This window comes from Stenotrophomonas sp. FSL W7-1447 (assembly GCF_037966425.1).
Classification (GTDB): Bacteria; Pseudomonadota; Gammaproteobacteria; order Xanthomonadales; family Xanthomonadaceae; genus Stenotrophomonas; species Stenotrophomonas pavanii.
In genome coordinates this window covers 517,893-533,620 of sequence record NZ_CP150199.1, presented here as the reverse complement: position 1 = coordinate 533,620, position 15,728 = coordinate 517,893, and the positions used below count along the sequence as shown (strand labels likewise).

General features: G+C 69.7%; 11 protein-coding genes. 5 read left to right on the top strand and 6 right to left on the bottom strand.

Translation table 11 applies throughout. The features are described from left to right. Positions 1 to 479 precede the first annotated feature (479 nt). A complete protein-coding gene (locus NSQ78_RS02430; RefSeq protein ID WP_049467505.1) occupies positions 480 to 887 on the top strand; it encodes a YciI family protein in 408 nt (135 codons plus the stop codon). Here NSQ78_RS02430 and NSQ78_RS02425 read toward each other — a convergent pair. Next, positions 865 to 2,946, bottom strand: a complete 2,082-nt coding sequence (locus NSQ78_RS02425) for a gluconolaconase (RefSeq protein ID WP_149901993.1) — start codon at positions 2,944 to 2,946, stop codon at positions 865 to 867. The genes NSQ78_RS02430 and NSQ78_RS02425 overlap by 23 nt on opposite strands. A gap of 167 nt (positions 2,947 to 3,113) precedes the next feature. Here NSQ78_RS02425 and NSQ78_RS02420 point away from each other — a divergent pair, with 167 nt between their 5' ends. Next, positions 3,114 to 4,634, top strand: coding sequence for a hypothetical protein (locus NSQ78_RS02420; RefSeq protein ID WP_064237552.1), 1,521 nt, complete (start codon positions 3,114 to 3,116; stop codon positions 4,632 to 4,634). A 78-nt stretch (positions 4,635 to 4,712) separates the two neighbouring features. Here the strand turns inward: NSQ78_RS02420 and NSQ78_RS02415 are convergent, their stop codons facing one another. Beyond that, positions 4,713 to 5,489, bottom strand: a complete 777-nt coding sequence (locus NSQ78_RS02415; protein ID WP_049467499.1) for a lytic transglycosylase domain-containing protein — start codon at positions 5,487 to 5,489, stop codon at positions 4,713 to 4,715. Positions 5,490 to 5,692: 203 nt separating this feature from the next. Then, entirely contained in the window at positions 5,693 to 7,066 is a 1,374-nt protein-coding gene (gene cycA / locus NSQ78_RS02410) for a D-serine/D-alanine/glycine transporter (RefSeq protein WP_064237551.1), read from the bottom strand. A gap of 230 nt (positions 7,067 to 7,296) precedes the next feature. Here cycA and NSQ78_RS02405 point away from each other — a divergent pair, with 230 nt between their 5' ends. Continuing rightward, entirely contained in the window at positions 7,297 to 8,913 is a 1,617-nt protein-coding gene (locus NSQ78_RS02405; protein ID WP_049466080.1) for an EAL domain-containing protein, read from the top strand. 54 nt (positions 8,914 to 8,967) lie between these two features. Here the strand turns inward: NSQ78_RS02405 and NSQ78_RS02400 are convergent, their stop codons facing one another. Both NSQ78_RS02400 and NSQ78_RS02395 read right to left on the bottom strand, forming a co-directional pair. Further along, positions 8,968 to 10,152 (bottom strand): MFS transporter, encoded by a 1,185-nt coding sequence (locus NSQ78_RS02400; RefSeq protein ID WP_064237550.1) that lies wholly within the window; start codon positions 10,150 to 10,152, stop codon positions 8,968 to 8,970. Next, positions 10,149 to 11,327 carry a serine hydrolase domain-containing protein gene (locus NSQ78_RS02395; RefSeq protein ID WP_064237549.1) on the bottom strand — a complete coding sequence of 393 codons (1,179 nt, stop codon included), beginning with the start codon at positions 11,325 to 11,327 and terminating at the stop codon, positions 10,149 to 10,151. Before NSQ78_RS02395 ends, NSQ78_RS02400 begins: the two co-directional genes overlap by 4 nt. A gap of 228 nt (positions 11,328 to 11,555) precedes the next feature. Here NSQ78_RS02395 and NSQ78_RS02390 point away from each other — a divergent pair, with 228 nt between their 5' ends. Both NSQ78_RS02390 and NSQ78_RS02385 read left to right on the top strand, forming a co-directional pair. Then, a complete protein-coding gene (locus tag NSQ78_RS02390) occupies positions 11,556 to 12,455 on the top strand; it encodes a LysR family transcriptional regulator (RefSeq protein WP_053462037.1) in 900 nt (299 codons plus the stop codon). Between the two features lie 211 nt (positions 12,456 to 12,666). Next, on the top strand, positions 12,667 to 14,274 hold the full coding sequence (locus tag NSQ78_RS02385; RefSeq protein WP_064237548.1) for an ATP-binding cassette domain-containing protein: 1,608 nt from the start codon (positions 12,667 to 12,669) through the stop codon (positions 14,272 to 14,274). Positions 14,275 to 14,354: 80 nt separating this feature from the next. Here NSQ78_RS02385 and NSQ78_RS02380 read toward each other — a convergent pair whose 3' ends face one another. Then, positions 14,355 to 15,680, bottom strand: a complete 1,326-nt coding sequence (locus NSQ78_RS02380; protein WP_064237547.1) for a GTP-binding protein — start codon at positions 15,678 to 15,680, stop codon at positions 14,355 to 14,357. Positions 15,681 to 15,728: the final 48 nt, after the last annotated feature.

Genomic DNA, 15,728 nt, shown 5'->3' with positions numbered 1-15,728 from the left:
CATCCGTGGGGGCTTAGCCGCGCCATCCATGGCGCGGATACCCCGCCAACCCCACCCGCCCGGCCCCAGACAGATCTCTGCGGCCGCCCCCCCCACGGGAAAATCAAGAGAAAAGGCAAAAGCAAAAGCAGCAGCAACGGCGGTTGGCTGGCGGCCTCAGCTTTGCGAGCGAAGCGACCCGCTCTTGCTCTTGTTTGTGATTTTCCGGGGTGGACGCCGCAGGAAACTGTCCAAGGCCGGGTGGGTAGGCGGGGCGGGGGTGTCCGCGGCATGGATGCCGCGGCCAAGCCCCCATGGATGGGTTTACGGCGTCCCCCGACCCGCCTACCCACCCGGCCAAGCCCAAGCATCACGCTGTAGCGCCACCACGGAGGGGCTCTGCCGTTCGCCGATCTCCGCCGAAGGCGCGCTTCTGCGCTGCAACATGCCCATGCGCAATCCTGCGCGATCATGGACACCCGCCCCGCCAGGACCGTGCCATGCAGCAGTACCTGCTTCTGATCTATATCGAGCCTGCCCTGCTGCAGGCGCTGCCCACCGAAGAATTCAACGCGCTGATGCGCGACTGCCTGGCGCACGCCGACCAGCTGCAGGCCGAAGGCACGCTGCTGGCCGCCCAGAAGCTGCAGCCAGTCGATACCGCACAGACCCTGCGCGTGCGCGATGGACACAGCCGCGTGCTCGATGGCCCGTTCGCCGAAACCCGCGAGCTGCTGGCCGGCTTCAACCTGATCGTCGCGCGCGACCGCGACGAAGCCATGCGCATCGCCCGCGACTTCCCGTGGGCACGCTTCGGCAGCATCGAGGTGCGGCCGCTGGAAGACATGGACGCCGAGCGCGAACGCTGCGGCGCCCCGGCTGCGGCTATGGCAGCAGCCGCACCCTGATCTCGCGCGGGCCGATGCCTTCGTTGCCGCTGTAGTCGCGCACGCTGGCGCGCACGATGTACTCGCCCGGCGGCAGCGCCGCCGGCTGCCAGCGCCCGGTTTCCATCAGGCCGTCGCGCACGGTGTTGGTGGCCAGGTAGCGGAACCGGGTCACCGCGCTGCCGTGCACGGTGATGCCACTGTCGGGGGCGTAGGCCACCCGCACCGCTTCCTTCTGCGGCGGCATGCGGTTGAACACGATGTTCCAGCGTGGCTGTTCATAGCCCTGCAGCGCCCGGCCACCGGCGTCGAGGATCTGGTAGCCCACCTGGTACATGCCCAGGCGGCGGCGCGGCAGGTTGTTGTCGACCTGGTCCCAGGCCTCGACCACGATCTGCACGCCGCGGCCCTGGCGCGCCACCATCACCACGCCATCGCTGCCGGCGGCCATCGGCTGGTCGTTGTCGTCCAGCAGGGCCACATCGGTGATGCGCGGTGCGAAGTGGTCGGCGTAGCCCTGGAAGCCCAGCGCCACCGCGTTGGTCTCGAAGCCACCGGTACCCACCGCCAGGTGCACGTGCGCCTGGTTGTTGATGCTGCCCAGGCGATCACCGACGTGGATGCGCATGCCGCGGCGCACGCGCATCCGCTCCAGTTTGCCCTGCTCGTCGTACAGCGCCTGCCAGCGCGCGTCATAGGGTTCATCGCGCGGAGTGCGGCCGACCCGCATGTGGATGTACTTGAGGCGATCCACGGCCAGGCCCTCGGCCTGCTCGCCCAGGTTCCAGGCCGCCACCGGGCTGCTGATCTTGCCATCGGCGATCGCCAGCACGGTCTGGCCGACATCGCCCCGCACGTCGAAGCCGCCATGCAGGTGGTGGCGGCTCTCACCGGTGAAGTTGCCACGCACCTCGCCCAGCGTGCCGACCACTTCGTGCCAGCCGTCCTGCGGTGCCAGCGGCCAACGGCCCCCGGTCTCCGGCAGCGCGGCATCGGCAGCCGGGCCGACCAGTGCCGGCGCCGGCAGGTCGCCGACCGGCAGCGGGCGAAGGCGATGCAGGCGATAGCTGGCGGCGTCGGCCACCAGCACGCTGCCATCGGCATCCATGGCCAGCCCGCTGGGGCGGGCCAGCCGCGGCAAGCGGCCATTGCCGACCAGGGCGATCTGATGGCCCTGCGCCGTCACCTGCACGATGCGGCCATCGAGGTCACCCACGTACAGCACGCCGTCGTGCGTGGTGGCCAGCGACAGCGGCCCATTGATCACGCCGCCGGCGGCGACCAGGGTGCTGACCGTGCCGTCGGCGCCTACGCGGCGCACCGCATTGTTGAACAGGTCGGCCACCAGCAACGCGCCCTGCGCGTCGAAGGCCAGCGCCACCGGCGTGTCGAAGCGCGCGGCGGCGCCCGCGCCATCGGCAAAGCCCGGCCGGTCACCCCCGGCCAGGGTACGCACGCTGCCATCGGTACCGATCACCCGGATGCGATCGTTGAACGTATCGGCCACGTAGACCTGCCCCTGTGCGTCCACCGCGATGCCCATCGGCGCATCGAAGCGGGCCTGCGCCGCAGGGCCATCGGCAACGCCCTGCTCGCCACCGGCCAGGGTGGTCACCTGGCCATCGGCACCGATGCGGCGGATCGCATGGTTGCCCGTGTCGGCCACGTACAGGTTGCCCTGCGCATCAGCGGCGATGCCCGAGGGCGTATTGAAGCTGGCCTGCAGCGCCGGGCCATCAACGCGGCCCTCGCCCTGCCCGGCCACCGTTTCAACACGGCCATCGGGCAGGCGGCGGCGGATCCGGTTGTTGTCCCCGGCATCGGTGAAGTAGACGCTGCCATCGGCGGTGCGCAGCAGTGCATACGGGTCGGCGAAGCGGGCCTGTGCAGACGCACCATCGCGGTCACCCGGGTGGCCATCGCCGGCCAGCGGCTCGATCTGCGCGGTCCAGGCCAACGGCGTGGGCGCCGGGCCCGTGGGGCCGGCCAGCGTATTCAGCGGTGTATCCCACCACGTTGCAGCCAAGCCCACCGCTGTTGCCAATGCCACCCCTGCCGCCATCCATTGCCACCGTGCCATCGCGTTGCGCCGCCTCTGCCTGCTGTTTGAAGAGGCACCGACAATAGACGCTGCGCAGGCGTTCCGCCACGAACGATCCTGCGCCTGAACGCCAGAATTCGCTTTCCCGCGCTTGTCCTCGCTGGCGGCAGCAGGTTCAATGCGGTTCCCACGGATGGAGATCCTCCATGCCCCGCCTTCTCCCGCTCACCGCCCTGCTGCTGGCCGCATTGGCCAGCGCGCCCGCCGCCGCCTCGATCACGGTGGTCCCGCAGAAGCCATCGGCCACCGCCGATGCCGTACACGCGGCGTACGCCACACGCTGGGATGAAGCGATCCAGCAGGCACGCAGTGGCAATACGCTCGGCGCGCTGATCAGCATGGAGCGGCTGATGGAGGATCCGCTGCTGGACGACTTCGATGCCGAGCATCGCGGCCGCGCCGCGCAGGTCGCCGGCTGGACTGCACTGATGCAGAAGAAGCCGGCGCTGGCCCGCCGTTACCTGCAGCGGGCGCAGGAGGCGTTGCCGGAAGACGCGCAGGTCCTGCTCACCCAGGTGTCGGTGGAGCTGTCGGACAACCAGCCGGCTGCAGCGACGAGGTTCTTGGTGACGGCGCTGAAGCATGCCGAGGCACCGCTGCCGGTCGATCACCATGCCATCAACTACCTGCAATACCGCCTGCGTGACCAGCCGCAGCAGCGCATGGACCTGCTGCAGGCACTGTTCGACAACGGCTGGAAGAGCGGCGGCCTGGAGCCGACCGGGCTGTGGCTGGCGCTGGCCACGCTGCAGGCCGACCACGGCCGCAGCGGCAGTGTTGCAGCCACGCTGGCACGCATCGACAGCCCGGCCGAGATCATCCGCCTGCGCAGCGACAAGCGCTTCGACCGCTACGTCGATCGCGGCGATGCGCGTTTCGATCCGGTGCAGGCGGCGCAGCGGCACCTTGATGAACTGCGTGTCTCCGGCCTGCTCGACCGCGCACTGGACGCGCGCATGGCCGAGTTCGGCACCACCCTGCTGATGCTGGACCGCAATGAGGAAGTGCTGTCGCTGACCGAGGGCATGGCCCGCGCCGCGAACGACGGTGAGTCGCCGACGGCGGCGGAAGCGGAATGGGTGGCCTGGTTGCTCAACAGCCGGCTCACCGCGCTGCGCCGGTTGGGCCGCACGGACGAGGCACTGGCCACGGCCAGGCAGGCCGCCCGCATCGGCGCGCTCGGCCCCGATGGCATCGAGCACCAGATGAATGTCGGCTTCGTGCTCAGTTCGATGGGACGCATGCAGGATGCTGCGCAGGCAGTGAATGACATGCCAGGCCTCGCCGGCTACGGCAAGGCCGCGCAGGCGCTGCTGCAGTTCGCCGCCGCCCGCGAGCGCGGCGACGCCGCGGCGCGCGACGCGGCGCGCGCGGTGATCCTGGCCCAGCGCGATGACGCACGCCTGTTCCATCGTGAAATGCTGCTGGAGGAGGGCGACCTGGACGGGGCCGCCGCCGTCCTGATCGAACAGCTGCGTTCGCCGGTTGAACGCGGTGAAACCCTGGCCAGCCTGCAGGACATGCGCACCTATGCATCATGGCCGGGCGACGTGCGCATCGATGCCGCATGGCGTGCACTCAAGCAGCGTGCCGACGTGCAGGCCGAGGTGGCACGCGTCGGCCGCATCGAGCGCTACGATCTGGTCAGCACCTCCACCTCGCGCTGAGCCGATTGCCTGTAGCGCCGAGCCCACGCTCGGCTGCTTCATCCGTAGCCGAGCGTGCGCTCGGCCCCACACCTCCCGCTAGCGCGCCGGCACCTCGCTGCGGATGCCCATGGCTTCGCGGTAGCGTGCGTACAGCGCCATCACCTTGTCCACGTAGGCCAGGGTTTCGGCGTAGGGCGGCACGCCCTTGTAGCGGGTGACTGCACCGATGCCGGCGTTGTAGGCGGCCGCCGCCAACGGACGGTCGCCGTTGTAGCGGCGCAGCAGCGCGCGCATGTAGCGCGCGCCGCCCTCGATCGACTGCTGTGGCGAGAACGGATCGCGCACCCCGTACTCCTGCGCGGTATCGGGCATCAACTGCATCACCCCCTGTGCGCCCTTGCTGGATACCGCCAACGGATCGAAATTGCTTTCGGCATGGGCGATCGCGCGCAGCCAGGCGTCATCGACGCCGGTCGCCTTGGCCGCCGCCTTGAACTGCCGCGCATGCTGCGCCAGCTGCGGCTTGCCGACCTTGCCCAGCCCTTCATGCGCCGGCTCGCCCGGCGGCGTGGCCACGGTGAACTTCAGGAACACCCGCGAGCCGGGCAGGTTGCGCGTGGAGTAGACCAGCGCCCCGTCCTGTTCGCGCTCGTACAGCACGCCGCTGAACACGCCCATGTTGCCCCACAGGTTGGGGGTCTGGACGGCGTTGTCGTCGATCTCCTTCGGCGTGCACCGCGATCCGGGCTCCGGGGCGGTGGCCAGGCTGACCGTGTTGCCCTGCACGCAGCGGTAGACGGTGCGCGCAGCGGCTGGCCCGGGCCACAGGCTGGGCAGCAGCAACAGCGCGAGCAGGAGCGGGCGACGGGACATGGCGGCCGGATGATCCGGCCGTGCCCGCTAATGTTGGGTGAATGGGGGCCGGCAGGGCTGCGCCCTGCACCTGGGGTAGTGCCGGCCGCTGGCCGGCAACCTCAACGGCAACAGCCGATTTCCTGCGTGGAGGCGGGGTCGGTCCCGCGACCTGCCGGGGTCAGATCCCGTTGCCGGGCAACGGGCTCTGACCCCACTCCGGATCACTTCGCGGTCCTCCGCCGCACCCAATAGCCCACACCCAGCAGCACGAACCACGCCGGGCTGGCGATCAGTGCCTGGCGGGTGTCGCCCTGCAGGCTCAGCAGCACCAGCACGCCGGCGAAGAACACCAGGCAGGCCCAGCACATGGCGATGCCGCCGGGCATCTTGAAGATCGAGGCGGCGTGGCGCTCCGGGTAGCGGCGGCGGTAGACCATGTAGGCCACCAGGATCAGCGACCAGACGAAGATGAAGAGCACGGTGGCCAGCGTCGTCACCAGGGTGAAGGCGGTCACCAGGTTCGGGATCAGGTAGATCAGCAGGGTGCCGCCCAGCAGGCACAGGCAGGAGAACAACAGGCCGCGGGCCGGCACCGCCGCGCGCGACAGCTTCGACAGCCCGCGCGGGGCATGGCCCTCTTCGGCCAGGCCGTACAGCATGCGGCTGGTGGAGAAGATGCCGCTGTTGGCCGAGGACGTGGCCGAGGTCAGCACCACGAAGTTGATCAGGCTGGCAGCGGCCGGAATGCCGGCCAGCACGAACAGCTGCACGAACGGGCTCTTGTCCGGCACCACCTGGCGCCACGGCGTGACGGCCATGATCGCGACCAGCGCCAGTACGTAGAAGATGATGATGCGTACCGGGATCGAGTTGATCGCCTTGGGCAGGTTGCGCTCGGGGTCGGCAGTCTCGGCGGCGGTGGTGCCGACCAGCTCGATGCCGACGAAGGCGAACACGGCAATCTGGAAGCCGGCGAAGAAGCCGACCAGCCCCATCGGGAACAGTCCGCCGTCATTCCACAGGTTCGACAGCGACGCGGTGTGGCCGCTCGGCGAGGTGAAGCCCCAGGCCACCAGCCCCGCACCGGTGATGATCAGCGCGCAGATCGCCACGATCTTGATCAGCGCGAACCAGAATTCCATTTCGCCGAACAGCTTCACCGTCACCAGGTTCAGCGCCAGCAACAGCAGCACGCAGGCCAGCGCCGGTATCCAGGCGTCAAGCCCGGGGAACCAGAACTGTGCGTAGGCAGCGATCGCGATCACGTCCGCGATCGCAGTGACGATCCAGCAGAACCAGTACGTCCATCCACAGAAAAACCCGGCCCACGGGCCGAGCAGGTCGGTGGAGAAGTCGATGAAGGACTTGTACTGCAGGTTGGACAGCAGCAGTTCGCCCATCGCGCGCATCACGAAGAACAGCATCGCGCCGATGATCAGGTAGACGAAGATGATGGAGGGGCCGGCCAGGCTGATCGTCTTGCCCGAGCCCATGAACAGGCCGGTGCCGATGGCACCGCCGATGGCGATCAGTTGCAGGTGGCGGTTGGACAGGCTGCGGCGCAGGTGCTCGGGGGGCGTTGCGGGCTCGGTCATGGGCGCGGGCACAGGGGTGGGCGAAGCGTTCGACGGTAGTCCTCCACGGCGCCGAGCGCCAGCACCAGACCGGCCCATTACGTCAAAGCTGGCCGCTTTCACCACAATGTGACCGAATACCGTATTGATCCCATTCCGCCGGGCCCGGCGCCATGCTCAGATAGCCGCACCTGCCCAAGGACCGGCCCGACCATGCGCCCTGCCCCGCCCGCCCCGCCGGAGCCCCGGCCATGAGCCGCCTGCGCGTCATCATCGGCGCCACCGCGCTGGCCCTGCTGGCCGCTGCGGTACCGATCGCGGTCATGGCCTACGCCACCTGGGACCGCGCGGTCAGCGTCGAACAGCAGCGCCTGCGCGACATCGCCGACCGCACCCTGCGCCGCTCCGACCTGTCCTACCAGGAGGCGCTGGCCGCGCTGAAATCGGCCGAGGCCGGTGCCTACGTGCCCTGCGGTCCGGAGCACATCCGGCGCATGCAGACCCTGGTGATGACCACCCCGTCGATCGACCAGATGGGCTACTTCGAAGGCGGCAAGCTGCGCTGCACGTCCTGGGGGCCTTTCCTGTCCGACGTCGACCAACCCACGCCGGACCACGTCACCAGCGACGGCGCCGGCATCGTGGTGGACGTGCGCCCGGAGGTCAGCGGGCGTCGCCAGGTGCTGGCGGTCCTGTATGGGTCCTACGACGCCCTGGTGGACCCGCGCCGCTTCGTCGATGTCATCGCCGACCCGAACGTGCGGCTGGCACTGGCCAGCCCCGATGGACGCCTGCTGGCCAAGCAGTCGGGCCTGGATCCGGAGCTGCTGCAGACGCTGCTGCGCGACCCCGGCGAGGGCCTGGACCACACCACCTTGTTCGCCACCGCGCGCAACGAGGAATGGCTGGCGATCGCCACCACCCCGCGCACCGCGCTGGCCGCCGCGTTCCGCCAGCAGGCGTGGCTGTACGTGCCGGTGGGCCTGCTGCTGGCCGCCGCCGGCGCCGGGCTGGTGATCTGGCTCTCGCGCCGCCGCCTGTCACTGCGCGGTGAACTGGCCACCGCCATCCGCCGCCGCGAGCTGTACCTGCATTACCAGCCGATCATCGAACTGGACACCGGCATCTGCGTCGGCGCCGAGGCCCTGGTCCGCTGGCAGCGCCCGGATGGCACCCAGGTGCGCCCGGACCTGTTCATTCCGCTGGCCGAAGAGGCGGGCATGATCGCCGACGTCACCGACCTGGTGATCGAGAACGTGGTGCGCGACATGCGCGAGCTGCTGGTGGCCGATCGCAGCGCCCACATCGCGATCAACCTCGCCGCCGAAGACATCAGCAGCGGCCGTGCCCTGAAGATGATCTCCCGGCACATGGCCGGCAGCGGCATCCTGCCGCAGCAGATCTGGATGGAGGCCACCGAACGTGGCTTCCTCGACCTGGACCGCGCGCGCACCATGCTCGCCGCCGCCCGCCGTGCAGGCCACAGCGTGGCCATCGACGATTTCGGCGTCGGCTTCTCCAGCCTGCAGTACCTGGAACAGCTGCCACTGGATGCGCTGAAGATCGACAAGTCGTTCATCGATGCGATCGGCACCGAAAGCGCGACCAGCCCGGTCACCCCGCACATCATCGACATGGCCAAGGAGCTGGGCCTGTGGGTGGTGGCCGAGGGCGTGGAAACCGAAGCGCAGCTGGCCTACCTGCACAGCCGGCATGTGGAATTCGGCCAGGGCTGGCTGTTCTCGCGGCCACTGCCACGCGATGAATTCATTGCCTTCCATCACAAGCGGCAGCAGCAGTACGGTCCTGCACGCGAGCACATGCAGAACCCGCGCAGCGTGCCGATCGAGCAGGTACCGCTGGAGTGAGGCAACCCGGCGGTGCCGGCCGCTGGCCGGCACCGCCTGACCCGTGATCGCCACCTACGCCCACGCCTTCGGGCGTGCCAACAGCCACGCGGCGGTCACTGCCAGCAACAGCAACGGCAGCCATCCCAGCTGGCGGGGGCCGCTGGCCTGCAGCAGCACGCCGCCCGCTACGCCCCCGCCGGCGATGGCCAGGTTCCAGCCGGTCACCAGCATCGACTGCGCCAGATCGGCCGCAGACCCGGCACGCCGGGCCAATGCGGCCTGGAACAGGGTCGGCACCGCGCCGAATGCCACGCCCCACAGGATCGTCGCCAGCAGCAGTGCCGCTGCCACGCCGGGCCACACCAGCAACGCCAGCACCGGCACGATGAAGCCGATCACCGCTGCCCACACCAGTGCGTACAGGTGGCGATCCACGCCCCAGCCGGCAATGCCGATGCCGGCGATGGCTGCCACGCCGAAGGCGAGCAGCAGCCGGTCCAGCCATGCACCGGCGCCCGCATCGACCGCCAGCGGCTCGATGTAGGTGTAGAGCACGTTGTGCGCCAGCACGTACAGCGCCATCACCAACAGCGCACTGCGTACACCGGGCAGGCGCCACACGGTCGCCAGCGAAGTGCGTTGCCCGGCCCCGGCGGCCGGCAGCGCAGGCAACGCCCAGCGCGCGTAGGCCAGCAGCAGCAGGCCCAGCACGCTCATCAGCGCGAACGCCCAGCGCCAGCCGATCTGCTGGCCCAGCAGTGTCCCCGCCGGCACCCCCAGCGACAGCGCCAGCGGCGAGCCGACCATCGCGACCGCGATGGCCCGTCCCTGCAGCGACGGCACCACCATGCGCGCGGCGTAGCCGGCCACCAGCGACCACAGCAGGCCACCACTCACCCCGGCCAGGAAGCGCGCAGCGAGGATCAGTGCATAGCTGCTGCTCAACGCGGTCAGCGTGTTGACCACCACGAAGCCGGCGATGGCCGCCAGCAGCAGCGGGCGTCGTGGCAGGCGCTGGGTCAACGCGGTCATCGGCAGTGCCGCCATCACCGAGCCCAGCGCATACACACTGACCAGCTGGCCCACGGCGGCATCACTCACGCCCAGGCTCTCGCCCATCGGCCGCAGCACGCCGGCCGGCAGGGTCTCGGTCAGCAGGGTGATGAAGCCGCCGCCGGCCAGCGCCAGCAGGCCCGCCCACGGCAGGCGCGTGGCCTCGCCCGCCGGACTGGCGGCATCGATGGCATGGCCGCTCATCGCGTGGTCTCCAGGTCGGCATAGACCGCGTCGCGCAGTTCATCGACAAAGGCGCCATCCATGCCTTCGTACAGCGTGTTGGTCAGCGCCACCACGCTCAGCCCGCGCGCCGGATCGACGAACCAGCTGTGCCCGTACGCACCGCCCCAGCGCCAGCTGCCCATGCCCTGCGGGGTACCACTGGCGGCGGCATCACGCAGCACCGCAAAGCCCAGCCCGAAGCCCCAGCCGGCAGGCTCCGGCGGCCCCTGTTCGCCCACCTGCGGGCTGGCCATCTCTGCCGCCAGCGCGGGCGGCAGCAGGTCGGATGTGCGCACGTCTCGCAGCGCCTCCAGCACTGCCATCACCTCCTCGGCGGTGCCGACCAGGCCCGCACCGGCCGAGGCGAAGCGGCTGGCATCGGTGGCGCGCGCAAGGCTGTACTCGATGCCGACCGTGCCCTCGAACGGGGCGACCATCTCGCCTTCCTGCAGGCGATGCGGCTGCGGCGTGTCGCTCACGTAGGGCGTTGCCAGGCGCTCGGCAGCGCGCGTGGCGAACGCCGTATCGCGCAGGCCCAACGGGGCAGCCAGCAGACGCTCGAACAGCGCCTGCAACGTTTCACCGGTCGCCGCTTCGGCCACCGCACCGGCCACGTCCACACCCAGCGAGTACAGCCACTGGCTGCCCGGTTCGAACAGCAGCGGCGCCTGTGCGATACGGCGCACGTTCTCGGCCAGGGACACCGGGCTGGCGTCCATGCCATCGCTGACGCCGGCCCGGGCGTACGGTCCGTGCGCATCGGCTTCCAGGAAGCGGTAGCCCAGCCCGCTGCTGTGGCTGAGCAGCTGGCGCAAGCTGATCGGCGGCCTGCGGCCATCGGCCAGCGCCGGCCGGAAGTCCGGCAGCCAGCGCTGCACCGGCGTATCGAGGTCGAGCACGCCTTCGGCCACCAGGCGCAGGATCACCGTGCTCAGCAGTGGCTTGCTGACCGAGGCCAGCCGGAACAGCTGGTCGCGCTGCATCGGCATGCCCGACTCCCGCTCGGCCAGCCCGGTCGCGCTGGCGTGGCGCAGCACGCCATGTTCGCGCACCAGCACCACCGCACCCACCAGGCGCGTCGGGTGGACCTGCTGCAGCACGCGCTGCACCGAAGGCAGCGTCGGTGCGCGTTCAAGGGAAAGAGCGGCATTCATCGCGGTGATCCGTGGGGGAGAGGCCCGCCACGTTAGGCAGCACGGCGCGGCGCAAAAAGCCGGTTGCGGCTCCGGGCATCATGGACCGTGCAGTCCGCAATCGGCATGATGGCCGGAACTCCAAGGCCGCAAGGGCCACCGCCCGTCCCGCACCACAGTGTTGCGGTGGCGCCGCCGCCCGCCGCGAACACCCGCCCCTACCCTGCCGCTTTCATTGCCCCTACGCCGATGTCAGTCCTGGACAACCTCGCCAACCTGCAGACCTTCGTCCACGCCGCCGACACCCGCAGCTTCGTCGAGACCGGGCGCCTGCAGGGTATCTCTGCTTCCGCCGCCGGCAAGTGCGTTGCGCGGCTGGAGCATGCGCTCGGCGTGCGCCTGTTCCACCGCAGCACGCGCAGCATCACCCTCACCGCCGAAGGCCAGCTGTTCCTGGCGCGCTGCCGGCGCATCCTCGACGAACGCGATGCGGCCCGCACCGAGCTGGCACAACCGCACGCCACGCCCAGCGGCACGCTGCGCATCAGCCTGCCGCTGGTCGGCGACCTCACCCTGCCGTTGATGGCCGAGTTCATGGCGGCGTACCCGGATATCCGCCTGGATCTCGACTTCAGCGATCGCCTGGTCGATGTCATCGAGGAAGGCTTCGATGCGGTGCTGCGCGTGGGTGAACCCAGTGACTCGCGGATGAACGCACGCCGGCTGGGGGTGTTCCCGCGCCGTGTCATCGCCTCGCCGGGCTACCTGCAGCGCCGCGGGGTTCCGCGCACGCCGGCGGAACTGATGCAGCACACGCTGCTGCACTATCGCTTCCCCACCACCGGCAAGCTGGAGCCGTGGCCGATCCACTGGCCCGACGATCAAACGCCACAGGAACTTCCGGTGCACATGGTGGCCAACACCATCGAAGCACGGGTGGCGCTGGCGCTACGCGATACCGGCCTGGCCTTCGTGCCGGTGCACTCGGTGCGCGAGGCGCTGGCCGACGGCCGCCTGGTCACCGTGCTGGAAGATCATGTGCACTCCTGCGGCACCTTCCACTTGTTGTGGCCCTCGGGCCGCCACGTGCTGCCGAAGCTGAGGGTGTTCATCGACTTCGTCGGCGCCCGGCTGGGTACCGTGCCGTAGATCCACGCCATGCGTGGATGCTCAAGGTCAGCCGAGCATGGCTTGGCTCTGCGGCTGCACGCAGCCATTCAGCCAGCCCCGCTATACTGGCCTCTCATTCCTCCAAGAGGCTCGCGACCGATGCGCCATTGATGCCGCCGTCTTCCCATTAGACGGCCTGACTCTTCCCGCCCCTGCGCGCAGGGGAGAACCCGGCATCCATGGAGGTCGCATGACCCCGCATTCCCTCACGCTCGATCGCGTGTCGTATCGATTGGCAGACGGCCGCCCGCTGCTCGCCGATCTGACGTTTTCCTTCGAACCCGTCGCCACCGGTCTGGTCGGTGCCAATGGCACCGGCAAGAGCGTGCTCGCACGCCTGCTCGCCGGCCGGCTGCTGCCCGACAGCGGGCAGATCCGCGGCAGCGGCCGCATGTTCCTGTTGCCGACACCCGGCTATCCGCCCGCCGGCACGGTCGGCGAACTGGCCGGCGTCGGCGAGGCACTGGCCGCGCTGCAACGCATCGAAGCCGGCGGCGTGGACGAAGCCGATTTCGCCTGCGTCGGCGAGCGCTGGGATCTGCGCGAGCGCCTGCGGCAGCAATGGCAGGTGCTCGGGCTGCCCGGCGATCTCGATCCCGCCCAACCCGCTGCGCGCCTCAGTGGCGGGCAGGCCATGCAGGTGGCGCTGTCCGGCGCCTGGGCCAGCGGCGCCGATTGGCTGATCCTGGACGAACCCAGCAACCACCTCGATGCCCGTCATCGCCAGCAGTTGTACGAACGGTTGCAGCAGTGGCGCGGCGGCCTGCTGGTGATCAGCCATGATCGCGAACTGCTGGCGCACATGCAGCAGATCGTCGAGCTCGACGCGCGCGGACTGCATCGCTATGGCGGGCCGTGGCAGCACTACGCCGACGCGCGGGCCGCCGAGCGCGAAGCGGCCGCTGCGCAGCTCGACCACGCCCGCGCCCAGCACCGGCAGCAGCAGCGCAGTGCGCGCGAACAGCACGAACGGCAACAGCAACGCCAGGCGCGCGGCAATCGTGATGCGAAGCAGGCCAACCAGGCACCGATCCTGCTCGGCCGGCAGAAGCAGCGTGCCGAGGCCAGCCATGGCCGCGCGCAGCAGGTACAGGCCGAGCGCCTGCAGGCCAGCGCAGAGCAGCTGCGCGCAGCGGCCTCGGCGGTTCACACCGCACCGGAGCTGGCACTGTTCACCAGTGAGGGCGAGCGAGGCAGCGCACGACTGCTGCAGGCCGAGTCGCTGGTGCTGCCGCATGGCTGCCGCGCGCCGTTGCAGCTGGAGATCCGCCGCGGCCAGCGCATCGCCGTGGTCGGCGACAACGGCAGTGGCAAGTCCACGCTGTTGCGCGTGTTGGCCGGCCAGCTGCCTGCACGCAGTGGCACCGTGCAACGGCATGCGCCGCTGGCGCTGCTCGACCAGCAGCTGCTGGGACTCTCCGGCGAACGCAGCATTCTCGACACCGTGCAGGCTGCCAACCCGGCGACCGATACCGCTGAACTGCGCACACGGCTGGCCCTGCTGGGGTTGGACGCCCAGCGCATCCAGCGTGCCGCCCACCACCTCAGCGACGGCGAGCGGGTGAAAGGCGCGCTGGCCAGCGTGCTGTATGCCGATCCGGCACCGCAGCTATTGCTGCTGGACGAGCCCGGCAATGCGCTGGATCTGGGTGCCGTGCAGGCGCTGGAAGCACTGCTGGCGGCCTGGCCGGGAGCACTGGTGATGGCCAGCCACGACCGGCACCTGCTGCAGGCGTTGCAGCCGACGCAGGTGTTGCAGGTGAGCGCCGAGGGTTGGCAGTGGCGCGACGCCTTGTAGATCCATGCCATGCGTGGATGGCGTATCGACCAGGGGTAGTGCCGGCCGCTGGCCGGCACCCATGGATCCTCAGTGCACCGTCACCGCTTCCACACCGGGAACGCCTGCGGCATCTGCTGCCACAGCAGCGGTCCGGCACGCAGTTCCTGGTCGTTGAGCAGGCAGGCATCCAGTTCCGCACGAACCGCACGCTCATCCATGTGCACGCCGATCACCACCAGTTCCTGGCGGCGATCCCCCCACAACGGGTGCCACAGGCGCTGCATCGCCAGATGCGCGGCCGCATCCGGGAAGTGCTCCGGCCCCGGCAACGGTGCGCTCCAGCAATCGGCCTGCTGCCGCGCCCAGCCGAGGTCGCTGTACGGCAGCGGCGTAGGTGGCAGCAACGGCGGCGTGTCCTCCAGCCCTGCGCGTACGCGATCGCGCGCGGCATACCAGAACCCTGCGGCCTGCGTGCGTGTCGCGACGCCGACGCTGCTCAGCTCACCCACCCAGTCCATGCGGTTGGCCAGCCAGAACCAGCCCTTGCTGCGGATCACGCCCGGCATGCCCGACTGCAGCGCGCGGGCGAAGCGGGCGGGATGGAACGGTCGCCGCGAGCGGTAGACGAAACTGCCGATGCCGTACTCCTCGGTTTCCGGCGTGTGCTCGCCACGCAGTTCCTTCACCCAGCCCGGCGCGCGTTGCGCACGCTCGAAGTCGAAGCGACCGGTGTCCAGCAGCTCGGCCAGGGGCACGTCACCGAAGCGGGACAGCAGCAGCTTCGCGTCGCGGTTCAGGCCGCGCAGCACGGCCAGCGTGTCCTGCAGCACTTCGTCATCGGTCTGGTCGACCTTGCTGACCACGATCACGTCGGCAAACTCGACCTGCTCGCACAACAGGTCGACCACGCCGCGATCGTCGTCTGGCCCGGCCTGCTGGCCACGCTCGGCCAGGCGCAGCGTCGAGCCGAAGTCGGCGAGGAACGCGCTGCCATCCACCACCGTCACCATCGTGTCCAGGCGCGCGATGTCACTCAGGCTGAAGCCCTGCTCGTCGCGTACCGCGAAGGTGGCCGCCACCGGCATCGGCTCACCGATCCCGGTCGACTCGATCAGCAGATAGTCATAGCGCCCGGCGTCGGCCAGCCGCCGCACTTCCTGCAGCAGGTCGTCGCGCAGCGTGCAGCAGATGCAGCCATTGCTGAATTCCACCAGCGTCTCTTCGGTGCGGCGCAGTTCGGCGCCGCCCTCGCGCAGCAGCTGCGCATCGATGTTGACCTCGCTCGTGTCGTTGACGATGACCGCCACGCGCAGGCCCTCGCGGTTGCGCAGGATCTGGTTGAGCAGGGTGGTCTTGCCGGCCCCCAGGAAGCCGGAAAGCACGGTGACCGGAAGGCGACGGTCGGCGCGGGAAGCAGTGTTCATGTCGGAGCGGGTTGGCTGCGGAACGGAAATGTTACTGTATAACACTTG